A 14,039-nucleotide genomic window follows, 5' to 3' on the forward strand; every position below is an offset into this window, starting at 1 on the left:
CATTAACACGCTTAGCACTGGACGAAGCTAGTATGCTACTGTATAAACAGCCAGTAAATCAATTTCGGAGAGGATGACCATGGCTGTTATCGTCAAATATGTAGTTGAGCGCAACGGAGAAGAAAAGATGACTTTCACCTCTAAATCCGAAGCCGACGCATACGACAAAATGCTAGATATGGCTGACGAGATGTTTACTTTACTTAGCGAAAGTGAGCTTTTCGAAGATGAAGCCAAGCAAGAAGAACTATCTATGTTCTTAGCGCAAAAGCGTGAAGAAGTATTAATTGCGTTAGGCGCGAAAAAAGCAAAACCAGTAGCAAAAAAGAAGGTCGCAAAACCTGAAGTTGTTGCTGATACCCCAGAGCAAGAAGACGCAGCATAATTTTTAAAATTATCCCGTTCGCTGTTGAAAGCCTCCTCACTGGAGGTTTTTTTATAACTCAGCAATAAAAACTCAATTCTACAGCAAATATCAGCCAGTAATTTGTCCCATCTTAAAGGGCTATTCCCTTCTTTTAAGCCAACAGATTCGTAAAAAAAACATCATTTTGCTCTGATTTTTCTTTCGGCTCTTCTATATCTTACCAAGTGTCTTTATTATGGTTTTATTAATCGGGAGTTATCTGCTCGTTGCAAATGATTTCTCGGGCTTATCTTGATGTTCCACCTTACTGTAAGGTGTATTTAACATCACATTTTTTGTAATGGAGAACAGGTAACCATGTCTAGCTTTTCACTTGCCCTAGGTACAGCCACTAAAAACCGTGATGGAAAAATCATCGAAGCGTTTTTCCCAACCCCAACGCTTCACCCATCAGAACAATTAGTAAAAGATATTGCGACGATTGTTGGCTACCGTGGCGGCAACCAAGCGATTGAAGTAACACCAGAACAATGTGCAGCTATCGCTTCAGCATTTGAAGATGCTGACGATGAAGTAAGTGCACAGTTTGCAGCAAAAGCAACACTGTCTTCTCAGCCGCTTGTTATGGTGATGCTAAAAACAGATCTCGCTCCATCATCTGTTGCTGAAGGTTTCTTAAAGCTGCAACTTATCTCGCACCGTTTAGTGAAGCCTCATGGCGTTGTGCTTGACGGTATCTTCGGCTTACTGCACAACATCGCATGGACAAACAAAGGTCCAATTGATCTTCCTGAACTTGCTGATCGTCAAATGGAAGCCCGTTTAAACGGTGAAACGATCACTGTCGATTGTGTTGATAAATTCCCTAAAATGGTGGACTACGTGGTACCAACAGGTGTTCGTATTGCTGATACATCTCGTGTACGCCTTGGCGCACACGTGGGTGAAGGTACGACAGTTATGCACGAAGGTTTCATCAACTTTAACGCAGGTACTACTGGCGTAAGTATGGTCGAAGGCCGTATCTCTGCAGGTGTTGTTGTGGGTGATGGCTCTGATATCGGTGGTGGTGCATCTATCATGGGTACCCTTTCTGGTGGTGGTAAAGTAGTGGTTTCTATCGGTGAAAACAGCCTACTAGGTGCCAACGCGGGTCTTGGTTTCCCTATGGGGGATCGTTGTACTATCGAATCTGGTCTATATGTAACTGCTGGCTCTAAAGTACAAATGCTTGATGCTAACGGTAAGCCTGTAGAAGTGGTTAAAGCGCGCGATCTTGCTGGTAAGCCTGATCTACTGTTCCGTCGTAACTCTATGACAGGTCAAATCGAATGTCTAACCAACAAAACTGCGATTGAGCTAAACAGCGAATTACACAGCAATAACTAATTTTATTGTTGATAGATAATCGATAAAAAAAAGCGGCTCACTATTTTAGTGAGCCGCTTTTTTATAAAAGATTAATACTTATTTTTCTGGTTTAGTGTTATCTACTTTCTTTTTAATAATATAAATAAACGGATTATTAAAAGAAAATTTACTACCTTGAGTCGTTAGTCGACGATCTTTCATCGCCCCTAGTACTTCTTTCTGCGCTTTAATTAAAGCAAAAAATCGCAGCATGATAAAACCTATAAGTACCGGTAAAAAAATTGAACCAGCCTCATTAGATTTCAAAATAAAACTAATAGCTAACCAGCCAGCAATCATTGCTAATAACAAATAAAAAGGGGCGGTCTTCAGTTCTATACGTATTTCAGAGTCCGTTTCACTGCGTTGAAAAAAGAATTTCACTATATTATCCATCTATTAAATCCTTAAACTTAGAATCTCATAGACCGATTAATGCTATCAAGTAAATTTATTTGTTCTATTTCTAATAATCGCTCATTTAATTTAGATAAGCATAAAAAACAACCAGTTATACTCTTTTTATTCATTAAAACAACATTAATATTTGCAACTTAAAGTATTTTTTTTAGGAATGTTAAATGCAAATGCTTGATGCTACTTTTCTTGCCATTAGGTAACACCTGTCTCCATATAACGTTTATTAAAATGTTATACGCCTACAAGGACACCTAACCCACGCATGTTAAATATGGAAATATAAGTAGGTTTTTATGGCTAGTAACGACAAAATAAATAAAGGGAGGATCGGCGTATTTGCCTTAGCAATGTTAAACATTGTTGCCGTGGTGAGTTTACGTGGTCTTCCTGCTGAAGCGGAATATGGTTTAAGTTCAATCTTTTATTATATTTTTGCTGCGGTTGTTTTTCTTATTCCTGTATCACTGGTTGCCGCAGAGCTCGCAACAGGTTGGTCGGAAAAAGGTGGTATCTTCCGCTGGGTAGGTGAAGCATTTGGTCCAAAACTGGCGCTTGTTGCTATTTTTATGTTGTGGATTGAGGTGACCGTTTGGTTCCCAACAGCACTAACATTCGGTTCTGTTTCCCTTGCTTTTATGGGACCTAACCATACCTTTGACCAAGCCCTATCAGAAAATAAATTCTTCGTACTTGCCATTGTTCTCGCTATTTATTGGATAGCCACTTTCATTGCTCTACGTGGTACTGAAGCTTTCTCTAAAGTCGCTAAGTGGGGCGGTTTAATTGGTACTGTTATTCCTGGTATCGTATTAATTGTATTAGGCTTTTCTTATTTCTTCGCCGGTAATACGCCACAAATTCAATTAGGCTGGGATAAACTCATTCCTGACTTCTCTAACTTTAATAATGTTGTTCTTGCTGCCAGCATCTTCTTGTTCTACGCCGGTATGGAAATGAACGCTATTCACGTTAAAGAAGTTGATGATGCGCCACGTAACTACCCTATCGCGATCGGTATTGCTGCACTTGGTACGGTATGTGTATTCGTACTCGGTACATTAGCGATTGCGTTTGTTATTCCTCAAAAAGACATTAGCTTAACTCAAAGCTTACTTGTTACTTACGATGACATGTTCGCTTGGGCTGGTATTAGCTGGGCTGCGCCTGTCATGGCTGGTTGTTTAGCTCTAGGTGTACTAGCGGGGGTTGTTGGTTGGGTTGCTGGTCCTTCTTCAGCGCTACTTGTAGTGGCAAAAGGCGGTTACTTACCTCGTTTTTGGCAATACACAAACAAACACGGCATGGCATCACATATCATGTTGATGCAAGGTCTACTTGTTACTGCTCTATCAGTCGTATTTGTGGTACTTCCTTCTGTACAAGCGGCTTATCAGATCTTAAGTCAGCTTACAGTGATCTTATATCTTGTGATGTACCTATTAATGTTTGCTGCTGCCATTCACTTACGTTATAGCCAACCAAACCGCCCACGTGCATTCAAAATCCCAGGGGGTAATGGTGGTATGTGGTTTGTTGGTGGCGTAGGTTTTGTTGGCTCTTTAACTGCCTTCATCTTCTCATTCATTCCACCCGGTCAGATCTCTGTCGGTAGCCCTCAAGAATACGTAGGTATCTTAGTTGTGCTAACCATCATCTTTGTATCTGTTCCGCTATTTATCTACAAAGCCCGTAAACCTCACTGGAAAGATCCAGCAATTACAGACTTTGCGCCATTCACTTGGGAAATTGAAAACGTTCATCCAGGTGTAATTAACCCATCAGACAAAGTTACTCACACATTGAATCAGTAAGGAAATGAATATGTCGTGTTGTAAAAAAGATGTCGCTGCCGTTATGCAACAAGCGTTTGATTTGCATAAAGACAACAAAGATGGCGCTAATGCTTCTTACATCCCGTTCCTAGCATCGGTTCCATCAGATTTATGTGGATTGGCTTTCGTCTCTGTTACTGGCGACGTCATTAAAATCCAAGATGTTGACTACAAATATGCCATTGAATCTATCTCAAAGATCATGACATTAGGGTTAGCACTAGAACAATCAGGTGCAGATGCAATTCACAGTAAAATCGGTGCTGAACCAACAGGTTTGCCGTTTAATTCAGTGATGGCGCTTGAACTCCATAACGGTAAGCCACTAACACCGCTTGTCAATGCAGGTGCAATGGCAACGGTAAGCCTAATTGAAGCTGATGATAAAGAACAACGCTGGCAGAAAATTCTGGCGTTTCAATCAGCGCTAGCTGGCGAAAACATTGAGCTTTCAGAGGATGTTAATCAGTCAGAGCAAACAACCAACGCCCATAATCGCGCAATTGCTTTGTTACTAGAATCATCAAACCGTATCTACTCTGATCCACTTGAAGCGTGTGATGTTTACACTCGTCAGTGTTCGACGCTATTCAATACTGTTGAATTGGCAACGGTAGGTGCCACTTATGCTAATGGCGGTAAAAACCCAATTTCAGGACAACAGCTTGTTAGCCCTGAAAATGCCTCTCATATCTTAGCTGAAATGATGATGGAAGGGCTTTACGACACATCGGGCGACTGGGCTTATGATGTTGGTTTACCAGGAAAAAGTGGTGTTGGTGGTGGTTTAGTTACCATTATTCCAAACGTAGGTGCACTCGCTGCATTCTCACCTCGTATCGACCAATTTGGTAATAGCGTACGCGGACAATTAATGATCAAACATGTCGCTCAAACTATGGGCTGGAACTTGTTTAACAGTAAGCAACACTAAGGTAGGAAGAAAATTATGGCTCTTCATGAAGTAACACGTAAAACTGGTAATGATCCAATCTATGGCTCAGATACTATTCATAACGTTGCGGCAACTACCAAGCTACCACAGCAAGAACAAGCACCTAACGTGATCTATCAAATGATCCGTGACGAACTTTATCTTGATGGTAATGCACGTCAAAACCTTGCCACCTTCTGCCAAACATGGGAAGAAGATGAAGTGCACAAATTAATGGATCTATCCATTGATAAGAACATGATTGATAAAGATGAATACCCTCAGTCTGCTGAAATAGAAGGTCGCTGTGTTCATATTTTAGCGGATTTATGGAATTCACCAGAATCAGTAACTACCGTCGGTACTTCAACTACAGGCTCTAGTGAAGCATGTATGTTAGGTGGTTTGGCTGCCCTATGGCGCTGGCGTGAAAAGCGTCGTGCTCTTGGTCAACCAACCGATAAACCAAACATGGTTTGTGGTCCAGTCCAAGTTTGTTGGGAAAAATTTGCCCGCTACTGGGACATTGAAATGCGTGAAACAAAAATGGCTGATGGTCATTACTGTATGACGCCAGAAGACATGTTAGAGCTTGTCGATGCAAACACTATCATGGTGGTACCGACTTTCGGTCAAACTTTCACCGGTTTATACGAAACAGTAAAACCGTTATCTGATGCACTAGATACTTACGAACATGATACTGGTAACTCTATCGATATCCACGTTGACGGTGCAAGTGGCGCAATGCTAGCACCATTTTGTGCTCCAGAAATTGATCCTTGGGACTTCCGTTTAGAGCGTGTTAAATCAATAAGTACTTCTGGCCATAAATTCGGTCTAGCACCTTTAGGCTGTGGTTGGGTTGTATGGCGTAGTAAAGAAGATTTACCTGAAGGCTTAGTATTCCATGTTAACTACTTAGGTGGTGACATGCCGACTTTCGCCTTGAATTTCTCTCGCCCTGCAGGACAAATCATTGCGCAATACTACAACTTCCTACGTTTAGGTTATGAAGGCTACAAACGTATTCATGATGCAAGTTACGATGTATGCGAATACCTCGTCAAAGAGTTAAACAAATTTAATCTGTTTGAATTCTTGTTTGACGGTAACCGTGAAAAAGGTATTCCAGCAATTTCATGGCGCTTAAAAAATGATGCTGATGTTTCATTTAGCCTATATGACTTAGCAGATCGTCTACGGACTCGTGGCTGGTTAGTGCCTGCTTATAGCTTACCTGCAAACGCGCAAGATCTTGTGGTACAACGTATCTTAGTTAAACAAGGTCTAACGATTGATTTAGCTAATTTATTGATTGCTGACTTTAAACGTTCAATTGATTTTCTAAATACACATGCACAAGCTAAATGCACTGCTGAAGATGTAAAAACATTTGATCATAGTGGTCGCTAATTATATTTACATCTATTTTAAATAAAGGCTGGTTTTGCCAGCCTTTATTTAACTAATATTAATAAACCAAAATCGCCTACTATTATTAATCGCCAAATTCTCTTTAATATTATCAAAGTAACCTTTCAATCGCCCCTTCAGCTTATCTGCAGATAAAAACAAATAAAAAGAGTCTTAATAAATAATTTAAACCCTCCCATAAAATAACCTAAAAACAGTCACTAAAAACAGTCACTAAAAACAGTCACTAAAAACAGTCACTAAAAACAGTCACTAAAAACAGTCACTAAAAACAGTCACTAAAAAATTAATAATAGACCACTAGAAAAATATTACCAAACATAATTCCAATAATACTTCTCATATCATAAAGTTAACTTTAATTATTGATATATAATCCACAAATATAAACAATAATAATTATCCACCTTAATTTACGTACTACTCTATTGATGTTTTTTCTCACATATAATTACAACATGAATTAATTTTTCATATTGTAATATTAGTTTAATGCACTAAATATAAGTTGGTTAACAATGACAAATTCAATTAAAACGAAAAAAGGGGGGATCAGCATTTTCGCTCTCGCAATGTTAAACATTGTTGCAGTAGTGAGTTTGCGCGGTCTTCCAGCAGAAGCTGAATACGGATTAAGCTCCATTTTTTATTATATTTTTGCCGCCGTAGTATTTCTGGTTCCTGTATCATTAGTTGCCGCTGAGCTTGCGACAGGTTGGTCTGAAAAAGGCGGTGTATTCCGCTGGGTCGGCGAAGCTTTTGGAGCTCGAATAGCGTTAGTTGCGATCTTCATGCTATGGATTGAAGTGACTGTTTGGTTTCCAACCGCATTAACTTTTGGCTCTGTTTCACTTGCATTTATGGGTCCAGATAAATCATGGGATCAAGCATTATCTCAAAATAAATTCTTCGTACTAGGAATAGTATTAGCCATTTATTGGCTCGCAACTTTCATCGCTTTACGCGGCACTGCAGCCTTTTCTAAAGTGGCTAAATGGGGCGGGTTAATTGGTACTGTTATTCCTGGTATCGTATTAATTATTTTAGGTTTCTCTTACCTATTCTTCTCAGGTAAGCCACCACAAATTCAACTTTCTTGGCACGATATTATTCCTGACTTTTCTAACTTTAATAACGTAGTTTTAGCGGCAAGTATCTTCTTATTCTATGCCGGTATGGAAATGAACGCGATTCACGTTAAAGAAGTTGATAATGCGCCGCGTAACTACCCAATTGCGATTGCGATTGCTGCGATTGGTACTGTCTGTGTATTCGTACTTGGCACGCTGGCAATTGCATTTGTTATTCCACAACAAGACATCAGCTTAACTCAAAGTTTATTAGTCGCTTACAATGATATGTTTGCTTGGGCTGGCATCAGCTGGGCTGCGCCAATTATGGCAGCTTGTTTAGCGCTAGGTGTACTTGCTGGAGTTGTTGGCTGGGTTGCAGGTCCTTCATCGGCATTACTTGTGGTTGCTAAAGGTGGTTATTTACCACGCTTTTGGCAATACACCAACAAAAATGGTATGGCAACCCATATCATGATGGCACAAGCGTTCTTAGTGACCATGATTTCTACTGTGTTTGTAGTATTACCTTCAGTTCAAGCTGCTTATCAAATTCTAAGTCAATTAACGGTCGTTCTTTACCTCATCATGTACTTATTAATGTTTGCTGCAGCGATTCATTTACGCTACAGCCAACCTAATCGCCCTCGTCCATACAAAATCCCTGGTGGTGATATGGGAATGTGGATCATAGCTGGTGTTGGCTTTTCTGGTTCACTATTAGCATTCATCTTCTCTTTCATTCCACCAAGTCAAATTTCAGTCGGTAGCCCTGAAGAATACATTGGCTTCTTAGTGGTACTAACGGTGATATTTGTAGCTGTTCCATTATTCATCTACAAAGCCCGTAAACCGCACTGGAAAGATCCAACAGTCTCAGACTTTGCACCCTTTACTTGGGAAATAGAAGATACTCATCCAGGTGTGATCAATCCATCAGACAAAGTAACTCATACATTAAATCAATAAGAGTTAAGGATGCGTCAAATGCCACCACTAAATGAAAAGCTTGCTGTCATTATGCAGCAAGCACTGAATGAAGCAAAAACGAATAACGACGGCGAAAACGCCTCATATATTCCGTTTCTTGCATCAGTACCGTCAGAACTTACAGGCTTAGCCTTTGTGTCTGTTACTGGCGAGATTATTCAATTACAAGACTGTGATTATAAATTTGCTATTGAATCTATCTCAAAAATTATGACGCTTGGATTAGTTCTTGAACAATCAGGCGCCGATGCGCTGCACAGTAAAGTCGGTGCAGAACCAACAGGGATGCCATTTAATTCCGTTTTGGCACTTGAACTCCATAACGGTAAACCCCTAACCCCTCTCGTTAATGCCGGTGCAATGGCAACAGTGAGCTTAGTTAAAGCGACAGATAAAGAGCAACGCTGGCAGCAGATTTTGAACTTTCAATCCCTGCTAGCAAACAGCGAAATATCGCTCTCTGACGAAGTCAATCAGTCTGAACAAACGACCAATACTCATAACCGTGCTATCGCATTGTTATTAGAATCATCTGGGCGTATGTATTCAGAGCCACTTGAAGCGTGTGATGTTTATACACGCCAATGTTCTACCCTCTTTAATACGGTAGAACTTGCCACCGTAGGCGCAACACTGGCCAATGGTGGTAAAAACCCATGCTCAGGTCAACAGGTGATTGACCCTCAAAACATTCCCCACATTCTCGCAGAGATGGTAATGGAAGGGCTTTACGATACTTCTGGTGATTGGGCATATGATGTCGGTTTACCAGCAAAGAGTGGCGTTGGCGGCGGTTTAGTAACGGTTATTCCAAACGTAGGTGCACTGGCTGCATTCTCGCCACGACTAGACCCATTTGGTAACAGTATCCGTGGTCAACAAATGATTAAGCATGTTACTCAAGCAATGGCTTGGAACTTATTTAGCAGTAAGCAACACTAAGGTAGGGAAAAATTATGGCTCTTCATGAAGTAAACCGTAAAACAGGTAATGATCCAATCTATGGCTCAGATACTATTCATAACGTTGCGGCAACGACCAAACTACCACAGCAAGAACAAGCACCTAAAGTGATCTATCAAATGATCCGTGATGAACTTTACCTAGATGGTAATGCACGTCAAAATCTTGCGACCTTCTGCCAAACATGGGAAGAAGATGAAGTGCATAAATTAATGGATCTATCCATTGATAAGAACATGATTGATAAAGATGAATACCCTCAATCTGCTGAAATTGAAGGTCGTTGTGTTCATATGTTAGCGGATTTATGGAATGCACCTGATTCTGTTACAACAGTCGGAACTTCAACCACAGGTTCAAGTGAAGCCTGTATGCTAGGTGGTTTGGCTGCCCTATGGCGCTGGCGTGAAAAACGTCGTGCTCTTGGTCAACCAACCGATAAACCAAACATGGTCTGTGGCCCTGTCCAAGTTTGTTGGGAAAAATTTGCCCGCTACTGGGACGTTGAAATGCGCGAAACTAAAATGGACGACGGTCATTATTTTATGACCCCAGAAGACATGTTAGAACTCGTTGATGATAACACTATTATGGTGGTACCGACTTTCGGTCAAACTTTCACCGGTTTATACGAAACAGTAAAACCGTTATCTGATGCACTAGATACTTACGAGCATGACACTGGTAACTCGATTGATATCCACGTTGACGGCGCAAGCGGCGCAATGCTAGCCCCATTTTGTGCCACAGAAATTGAACCTTGGGATTTCCGCTTAGAGCGGGTTAAATCAATCAGTACTTCTGGCCACAAGTTTGGTTTATCGCCATTAGGCGTTGGCTGGGTTGTATGGCGTAGCAAAGAAGATTTACCTGAAGGCTTAGTATTCCATGTTAACTACTTAGGTGGTGACATGCCGACTTTCGCCTTGAATTTCTCTCGTCCAGCAGGACAAATCATTGCACAATACTACAACTTTCTACGTTTAGGTTATGAAGGTTACAAACGTATTCATGATGCAAGTTACGATGTGTGCGAATACCTCGTTAAAGAGTTAAACAAATTTGATCTGTTTGAGTTCTTGTTTGACGGCAATCGTGAAAAAGGTATTCCAGCCATTTCATGGCGCTTAAAAAATAATGCTAACGTTTCATTTAGCTTATATGACTTAGCGGATCGCCTACGTACTCGAGGCTGGTTAGTACCTGCTTATAGCTTGCCTGCAAACGCGAAAGATATTGTGGTACAACGTATCTTAGTTAAACAAGGCTTTACAGTAGACCTTGCTAGCTTATTAATTGCTGACTTCCAACGCTCGCTTGATTTTTTAAACTCTCATCCGACAGCGCAGTGTACAGCTGATGATACACAAAACTTTGATCATAGCGGTCGCTGATACCAATGAAAGCAAAGGTTAGTTTAATACTGACCTTTGCTATTATTGAAAACACTAACTTCACTATTTGCTCTCCCATTTAATATCTAACATGCTAATATTTTTCAATTAATAATAAAATCAATCACCACACTATAGGCGCTTAAATGTTTATTCACACGATTGAAATTATTTGTATTATTGCCTTCGCATTAAGTGCCGTGATCAGTGAATCTAATAAAGGTAAAGATATCGTCAGCATCATGGTGATTGGATGGGTAACAGCACTCGGAGGCGGAACCGTAAGAGATATTATACTATCCACAAATCAGGTTTTTTGGATAAGAGATCCATCCTATTTTTGGACAGCATTACTCAGCTCTTTTATAGGTTTTTTCCTTGCTCCACATTTACGACACGTAAAAGTCGAACGTATTATTGTAACTCTGGATGCGATTGGTATTTCCATGTTCTCAGTGTTAGTCACTAAAGATCTGACCGCTCAACATTATGCGCCCTATGTTGCGATCACTATGGGGATGATCACTGCGGTATTTGGTGGCGTACTACGTGACATTCTCACCAACCGTCCAACCATGTTTAACAATACGGAGTTTTATGCCAGTCCCGTTATTATCGGCTGTTACTTATATATTCTCCAAACTGAGCACCACATTAACCCAGATGTCGCAACCTTGAGCAGTATTATCTTTATTATTGCTTTACGCATGTACATTGTAATAAAGAAAAAAAAATTCCCCGATTTTTTATTGCTTAAATAATTCATTTTCTAGTGATGCACTTGCCATAGATCGCTTGCCCAGCAAGGCAAAAAGCAGCCCTATGAGAGACGTAATAAATATAATGGCTGTAAGTGAGTAATAATTATCAAGATTAAGCTGCCATGCGATAAAAATAAAAATCGCTGAGAATAACATTTGTCCGCCACCAGAGAGCGCACTTACTGTTCCTAATTGATTACTGTAAGGTACCAATAATAAGGATTGGGAACAGGGATAAATAAGCGCTTGAGCAACAGCCACACCAATAAAGCCAATTGTTAGCGTTAATAGTGACATTGGTTGTGATAAAAAGATCATAACCACACTCAATTGAATAACAGGAGCAATAAAAACAATATGGTGCGTACCGTAAGACTTCCTCAATATAAAGCATAATGTACTTGCAAGTAAAAACGCCACTGCAGGAATAATAGACCAATAAGCATAATTTTCTGAAGTAATATGTAATTGTGATTCTAAAATAAATGGCGCTAATGAACCGGTAAATATGACAAGTGCCCAGTTAACCCAACCGATCATCGCATAAGAAAGAAAGTATCTATCTTTTAGCAAGGAGCCATAATATTGAAATATAGGAATAAATGAAATAGAGACACGAGGTGTAGATAATGTTTCAGGCAAATAGAAAAATAAAATGAGAAAACCTAGAACGGTATAGATAAACAAGCAAATAAAAACCGCAAACCAACCAAAATGGTGATTCACTAACCCTCCCATAATCGGTGAAAATATAGGAGTAAAAGCAGAAATAATAGATAGTCCCGTCATTGCTGATAAAAAGAATTTATTTTTATAGCTATCATGTAGCATTGAACGTGCAATAACTGATTCACACCCTCCACCAACACCTTGAATAAAGCGTCCTATAATCAAAATAGAAAAGTCATGGTGAAAAGTTAAGATAACTCCTAAACCAAGGATAGATATCAACAAACCTATTAATAATACATGACGCCGCCCATAAACATAAGATAACGGCCCATAGAATAATTGTGATGGACCATATCCGATCAAATAACTAACAATCAGTCCTTCCGCAAGATTTTGATTAATTTTAAAATCAAGATGGATCCAAGGTAACAAAGGAAAGACTAAGCCTAAACTAAGCTGACCGATGCTAACTATTAATATAGCGAGAAATAGGATATTCCAGTTCTCTTTAATAACACCTTTGACTTGATCGGCTAAAAGGATTTCTGTTGAATTATTCATTCCAACAAGCCCACTCAGTGATGATAATAATTAACCGCGTTATTTTAGTCCTCATTTTAAAGTGATTTATATTTACTTAATCAATTTAAGTTTCTTATTTTAGTCCTTTATTAAAAAATAAAACCAGCTATTTCCATCCATATGCTAAATCAACAACATCCGATCCATTCAATATTTTACTATTAGCTTACATTTAAATCACAACGCTCTGTCATTAAACAGGAACTAATCAGGAGAATAGACTTCATAAAATTAAGGAGAGATATAATGAAAAAACATATGATTGTGGGTCTAAGTGCACTGGTTGCTATTTCAAGCTTATCGTTAACAGGGTGTAATGAAAAATCTCACGCTAGCGAACCAACAGAAGCAAAAGTTTTATCAGTAAAAGCCGTCACTAAAACAGTAACAACACCACACCAAGTCTGTGAGCAAGTTGCTGTGACTCATAAAGTCGCTCCTAAAGACGAAAATAAAGTGTTAGGTACGCTTGCCGGTGCTGTTGCCGGTGGTGTACTAGGACACCAAGTTGGTGGTGGTAACGGTAAGAAAGTCGCAACAGTAGCTGGTGCAGTAGCCGGTGGCGTTGCTGGTAATATGGCTCAAGGTAAATACCAAGAAGGCCATACAACAACAACAATGGAAAAACGTTGTCACACAGAAAATAGCAAAACAGAACAAACCATTGGCTATGATGTAACCTACCAACTAGGCGATGACAAAGACACAATTCGTATGGATAAAAAACCAACTGGCGATACGCTAGCGGTTAAAAACGGTAAAGTTGTTATCTAATCTATAGTCACAATAAGAATATTCTAAGCCCTGCTAGTAATAGCGGGGCTTTTTTATTTAATAATGGTAGGTTCCACACCTAATACCAGCGCATCCCAGCGTGACCAGCAGTTAAGCTTCTCAATTTTAAATCTTAACCAAACAAACTACCCCACTATCATATTCATTTCTTACAAACGAAAAAAAGCCCTAGTCTTTCGACTAGGGCTTAATATAAGTGGCGGAGCGGACGGGACTCGAACCCGCGCCCCCCGGCGTGACAGGCCGGTAAGCCCTCCAATAAAGAGCCTAACCAACTGAACTACCACTCACTCAAATACATTTAACTCATTTATTCCAAATGTAAAAAAGCCCCAGTCTTTCGACTAGGGCTTAATATAAGTGGCGGAGCGGACGGGACTCGAACCCGCGACCCCCGGCGTGACAGGCCGGT

General features: G+C 40.0%; 12 protein-coding genes. 10 read left to right on the forward strand and 2 right to left on the reverse strand.

Annotated elements, in window-relative coordinates:
* Window positions 1-79 precede the first annotated feature (79 nt).
* Together C9J38_RS14775 and dapD are read left to right on the forward strand one after the other, a co-directional pair.
* Window positions 80-385 (forward strand): YebG family protein, encoded by a 306-nt coding sequence (locus C9J38_RS14775; protein ID WP_107207750.1) that lies wholly within the window; start codon window positions 80-82, stop codon window positions 383-385.
* Between the two features lie 339 nt (window positions 386-724).
* Window positions 725-1,756: a 2,3,4,5-tetrahydropyridine-2,6-dicarboxylate N-succinyltransferase gene (dapD, locus tag C9J38_RS14780; RefSeq protein ID WP_005371559.1), complete on the forward strand. Its 1,032-nt coding sequence runs from the start codon at window positions 725-727 to the stop codon at window positions 1,754-1,756.
* 78 nt (window positions 1,757-1,834) lie between these two features.
* Here the strand turns inward: dapD and C9J38_RS14785 are convergent, their stop codons facing one another.
* Window positions 1,835-2,173: a hypothetical protein gene (locus C9J38_RS14785; RefSeq protein WP_107207751.1), complete on the reverse strand. Its 339-nt coding sequence runs from the start codon at window positions 2,171-2,173 to the stop codon at window positions 1,835-1,837.
* 317 nt (window positions 2,174-2,490) lie between these two features.
* Here C9J38_RS14785 and gadC (C9J38_RS14790) point away from each other — a divergent pair, with 317 nt between their 5' ends.
* The 7 genes from gadC (C9J38_RS14790) to C9J38_RS14820 all read left to right on the forward strand — a co-directional run bounded on the left by gadC (C9J38_RS14790) (window position 2,491) and on the right by C9J38_RS14820 (window position 11,578).
* Entirely contained in the window at window positions 2,491-4,008 is a 1,518-nt protein-coding gene (gene gadC / locus C9J38_RS14790) for a putative glutamine/gamma-aminobutyrate antiporter GadC (RefSeq protein ID WP_107207752.1), read from the forward strand.
* Between the two features lie 10 nt (window positions 4,009-4,018).
* Window positions 4,019-4,963 (forward strand): glutaminase A, encoded by a 945-nt coding sequence (gene glsA, locus C9J38_RS14795; RefSeq protein WP_107207753.1) that lies wholly within the window; start codon window positions 4,019-4,021, stop codon window positions 4,961-4,963.
* Between the two features lie 15 nt (window positions 4,964-4,978).
* Window positions 4,979-6,379 carry a glutamate decarboxylase gene (locus C9J38_RS14800; RefSeq protein WP_045084825.1) on the forward strand — a complete coding sequence of 467 codons (1,401 nt, stop codon included), beginning with the start codon at window positions 4,979-4,981 and terminating at the stop codon, window positions 6,377-6,379.
* Window positions 6,380-6,918: 539 nt separating this feature from the next.
* On the forward strand, window positions 6,919-8,439 hold the full coding sequence (gene gadC, locus C9J38_RS14805; RefSeq protein ID WP_107207754.1) for a putative glutamine/gamma-aminobutyrate antiporter GadC: 1,521 nt from the start codon (window positions 6,919-6,921) through the stop codon (window positions 8,437-8,439).
* 18 nt (window positions 8,440-8,457) lie between these two features.
* Complete coding sequence (gene glsA / locus C9J38_RS14810; RefSeq protein WP_107207760.1) at window positions 8,458-9,402, forward strand: glutaminase A; 945 nt, start codon at window positions 8,458-8,460, stop codon at window positions 9,400-9,402.
* A gap of 14 nt (window positions 9,403-9,416) precedes the next feature.
* The gene (locus tag C9J38_RS14815; RefSeq protein ID WP_107207755.1) at window positions 9,417-10,817 is read left to right on the forward strand and encodes a glutamate decarboxylase; all 1,401 of its coding nucleotides are present in this window, start codon (window positions 9,417-9,419) and stop codon (window positions 10,815-10,817) included.
* 146 nt (window positions 10,818-10,963) lie between these two features.
* Window positions 10,964-11,578 (forward strand): trimeric intracellular cation channel family protein, encoded by a 615-nt coding sequence (locus C9J38_RS14820; protein WP_107207756.1) that lies wholly within the window; start codon window positions 10,964-10,966, stop codon window positions 11,576-11,578.
* Here the strand turns inward: C9J38_RS14820 and C9J38_RS14825 are convergent.
* Window positions 11,564-12,811: an MFS transporter gene (locus C9J38_RS14825; RefSeq protein WP_107207757.1), complete on the reverse strand. Its 1,248-nt coding sequence runs from the start codon at window positions 12,809-12,811 to the stop codon at window positions 11,564-11,566. The two genes, C9J38_RS14820 and C9J38_RS14825, sit on opposite strands and share 15 nt — an antisense overlap.
* Window positions 12,812-13,078: 267 nt before the next feature.
* Here C9J38_RS14825 and C9J38_RS14830 point away from each other — a divergent pair, with 267 nt between their 5' ends.
* Window positions 13,079-13,606, forward strand: a complete 528-nt coding sequence (locus tag C9J38_RS14830) for a glycine zipper 2TM domain-containing protein (RefSeq protein WP_107207758.1) — start codon at window positions 13,079-13,081, stop codon at window positions 13,604-13,606.
* Window positions 13,607-14,039 lie beyond the last annotated feature (433 nt).

The organism is Photobacterium sp. GB-210 (assembly GCF_003026075.1).
In the GTDB taxonomy this organism is placed as follows: Bacteria; Pseudomonadota; Gammaproteobacteria; order Enterobacterales; family Vibrionaceae; genus Photobacterium.

Excerpts from the sequence above, each read along its gene's own strand:
- C9J38_RS14775 (WP_107207750.1), top strand. The coding sequence starts at position 80 with ATGGCTGTTATCGTCAAATATGTAGTTGAGCGCAACGGAGAAGAAAAG.
- dapD (WP_005371559.1), top strand. The coding sequence starts at position 725 with ATGTCTAGCTTTTCACTTGCCCTAGGTACAGCCACTAAAAACCGTGAT.
- C9J38_RS14785 (WP_107207751.1), bottom strand. The coding sequence starts at position 2,173 with ATGGATAATATAGTGAAATTCTTTTTTCAACGCAGTGAAACGGACTCT.
- gadC (WP_107207752.1), top strand. The coding sequence starts at position 2,491 with ATGGCTAGTAACGACAAAATAAATAAAGGGAGGATCGGCGTATTTGCC.
- glsA (WP_107207753.1), top strand. The coding sequence starts at position 4,019 with ATGTCGTGTTGTAAAAAAGATGTCGCTGCCGTTATGCAACAAGCGTTT.
- C9J38_RS14800 (WP_045084825.1), top strand. The coding sequence starts at position 4,979 with ATGGCTCTTCATGAAGTAACACGTAAAACTGGTAATGATCCAATCTAT.
- gadC (WP_107207754.1), top strand. The coding sequence starts at position 6,919 with ATGACAAATTCAATTAAAACGAAAAAAGGGGGGATCAGCATTTTCGCT.
- glsA (WP_107207760.1), top strand. The coding sequence starts at position 8,458 with ATGCCACCACTAAATGAAAAGCTTGCTGTCATTATGCAGCAAGCACTG.
- C9J38_RS14815 (WP_107207755.1), top strand. The coding sequence starts at position 9,417 with ATGGCTCTTCATGAAGTAAACCGTAAAACAGGTAATGATCCAATCTAT.
- C9J38_RS14820 (WP_107207756.1), top strand. The coding sequence starts at position 10,964 with ATGTTTATTCACACGATTGAAATTATTTGTATTATTGCCTTCGCATTA.
- C9J38_RS14825 (WP_107207757.1), bottom strand. The coding sequence starts at position 12,811 with ATGAATAATTCAACAGAAATCCTTTTAGCCGATCAAGTCAAAGGTGTT.
- C9J38_RS14830 (WP_107207758.1), top strand. The coding sequence starts at position 13,079 with ATGAAAAAACATATGATTGTGGGTCTAAGTGCACTGGTTGCTATTTCA.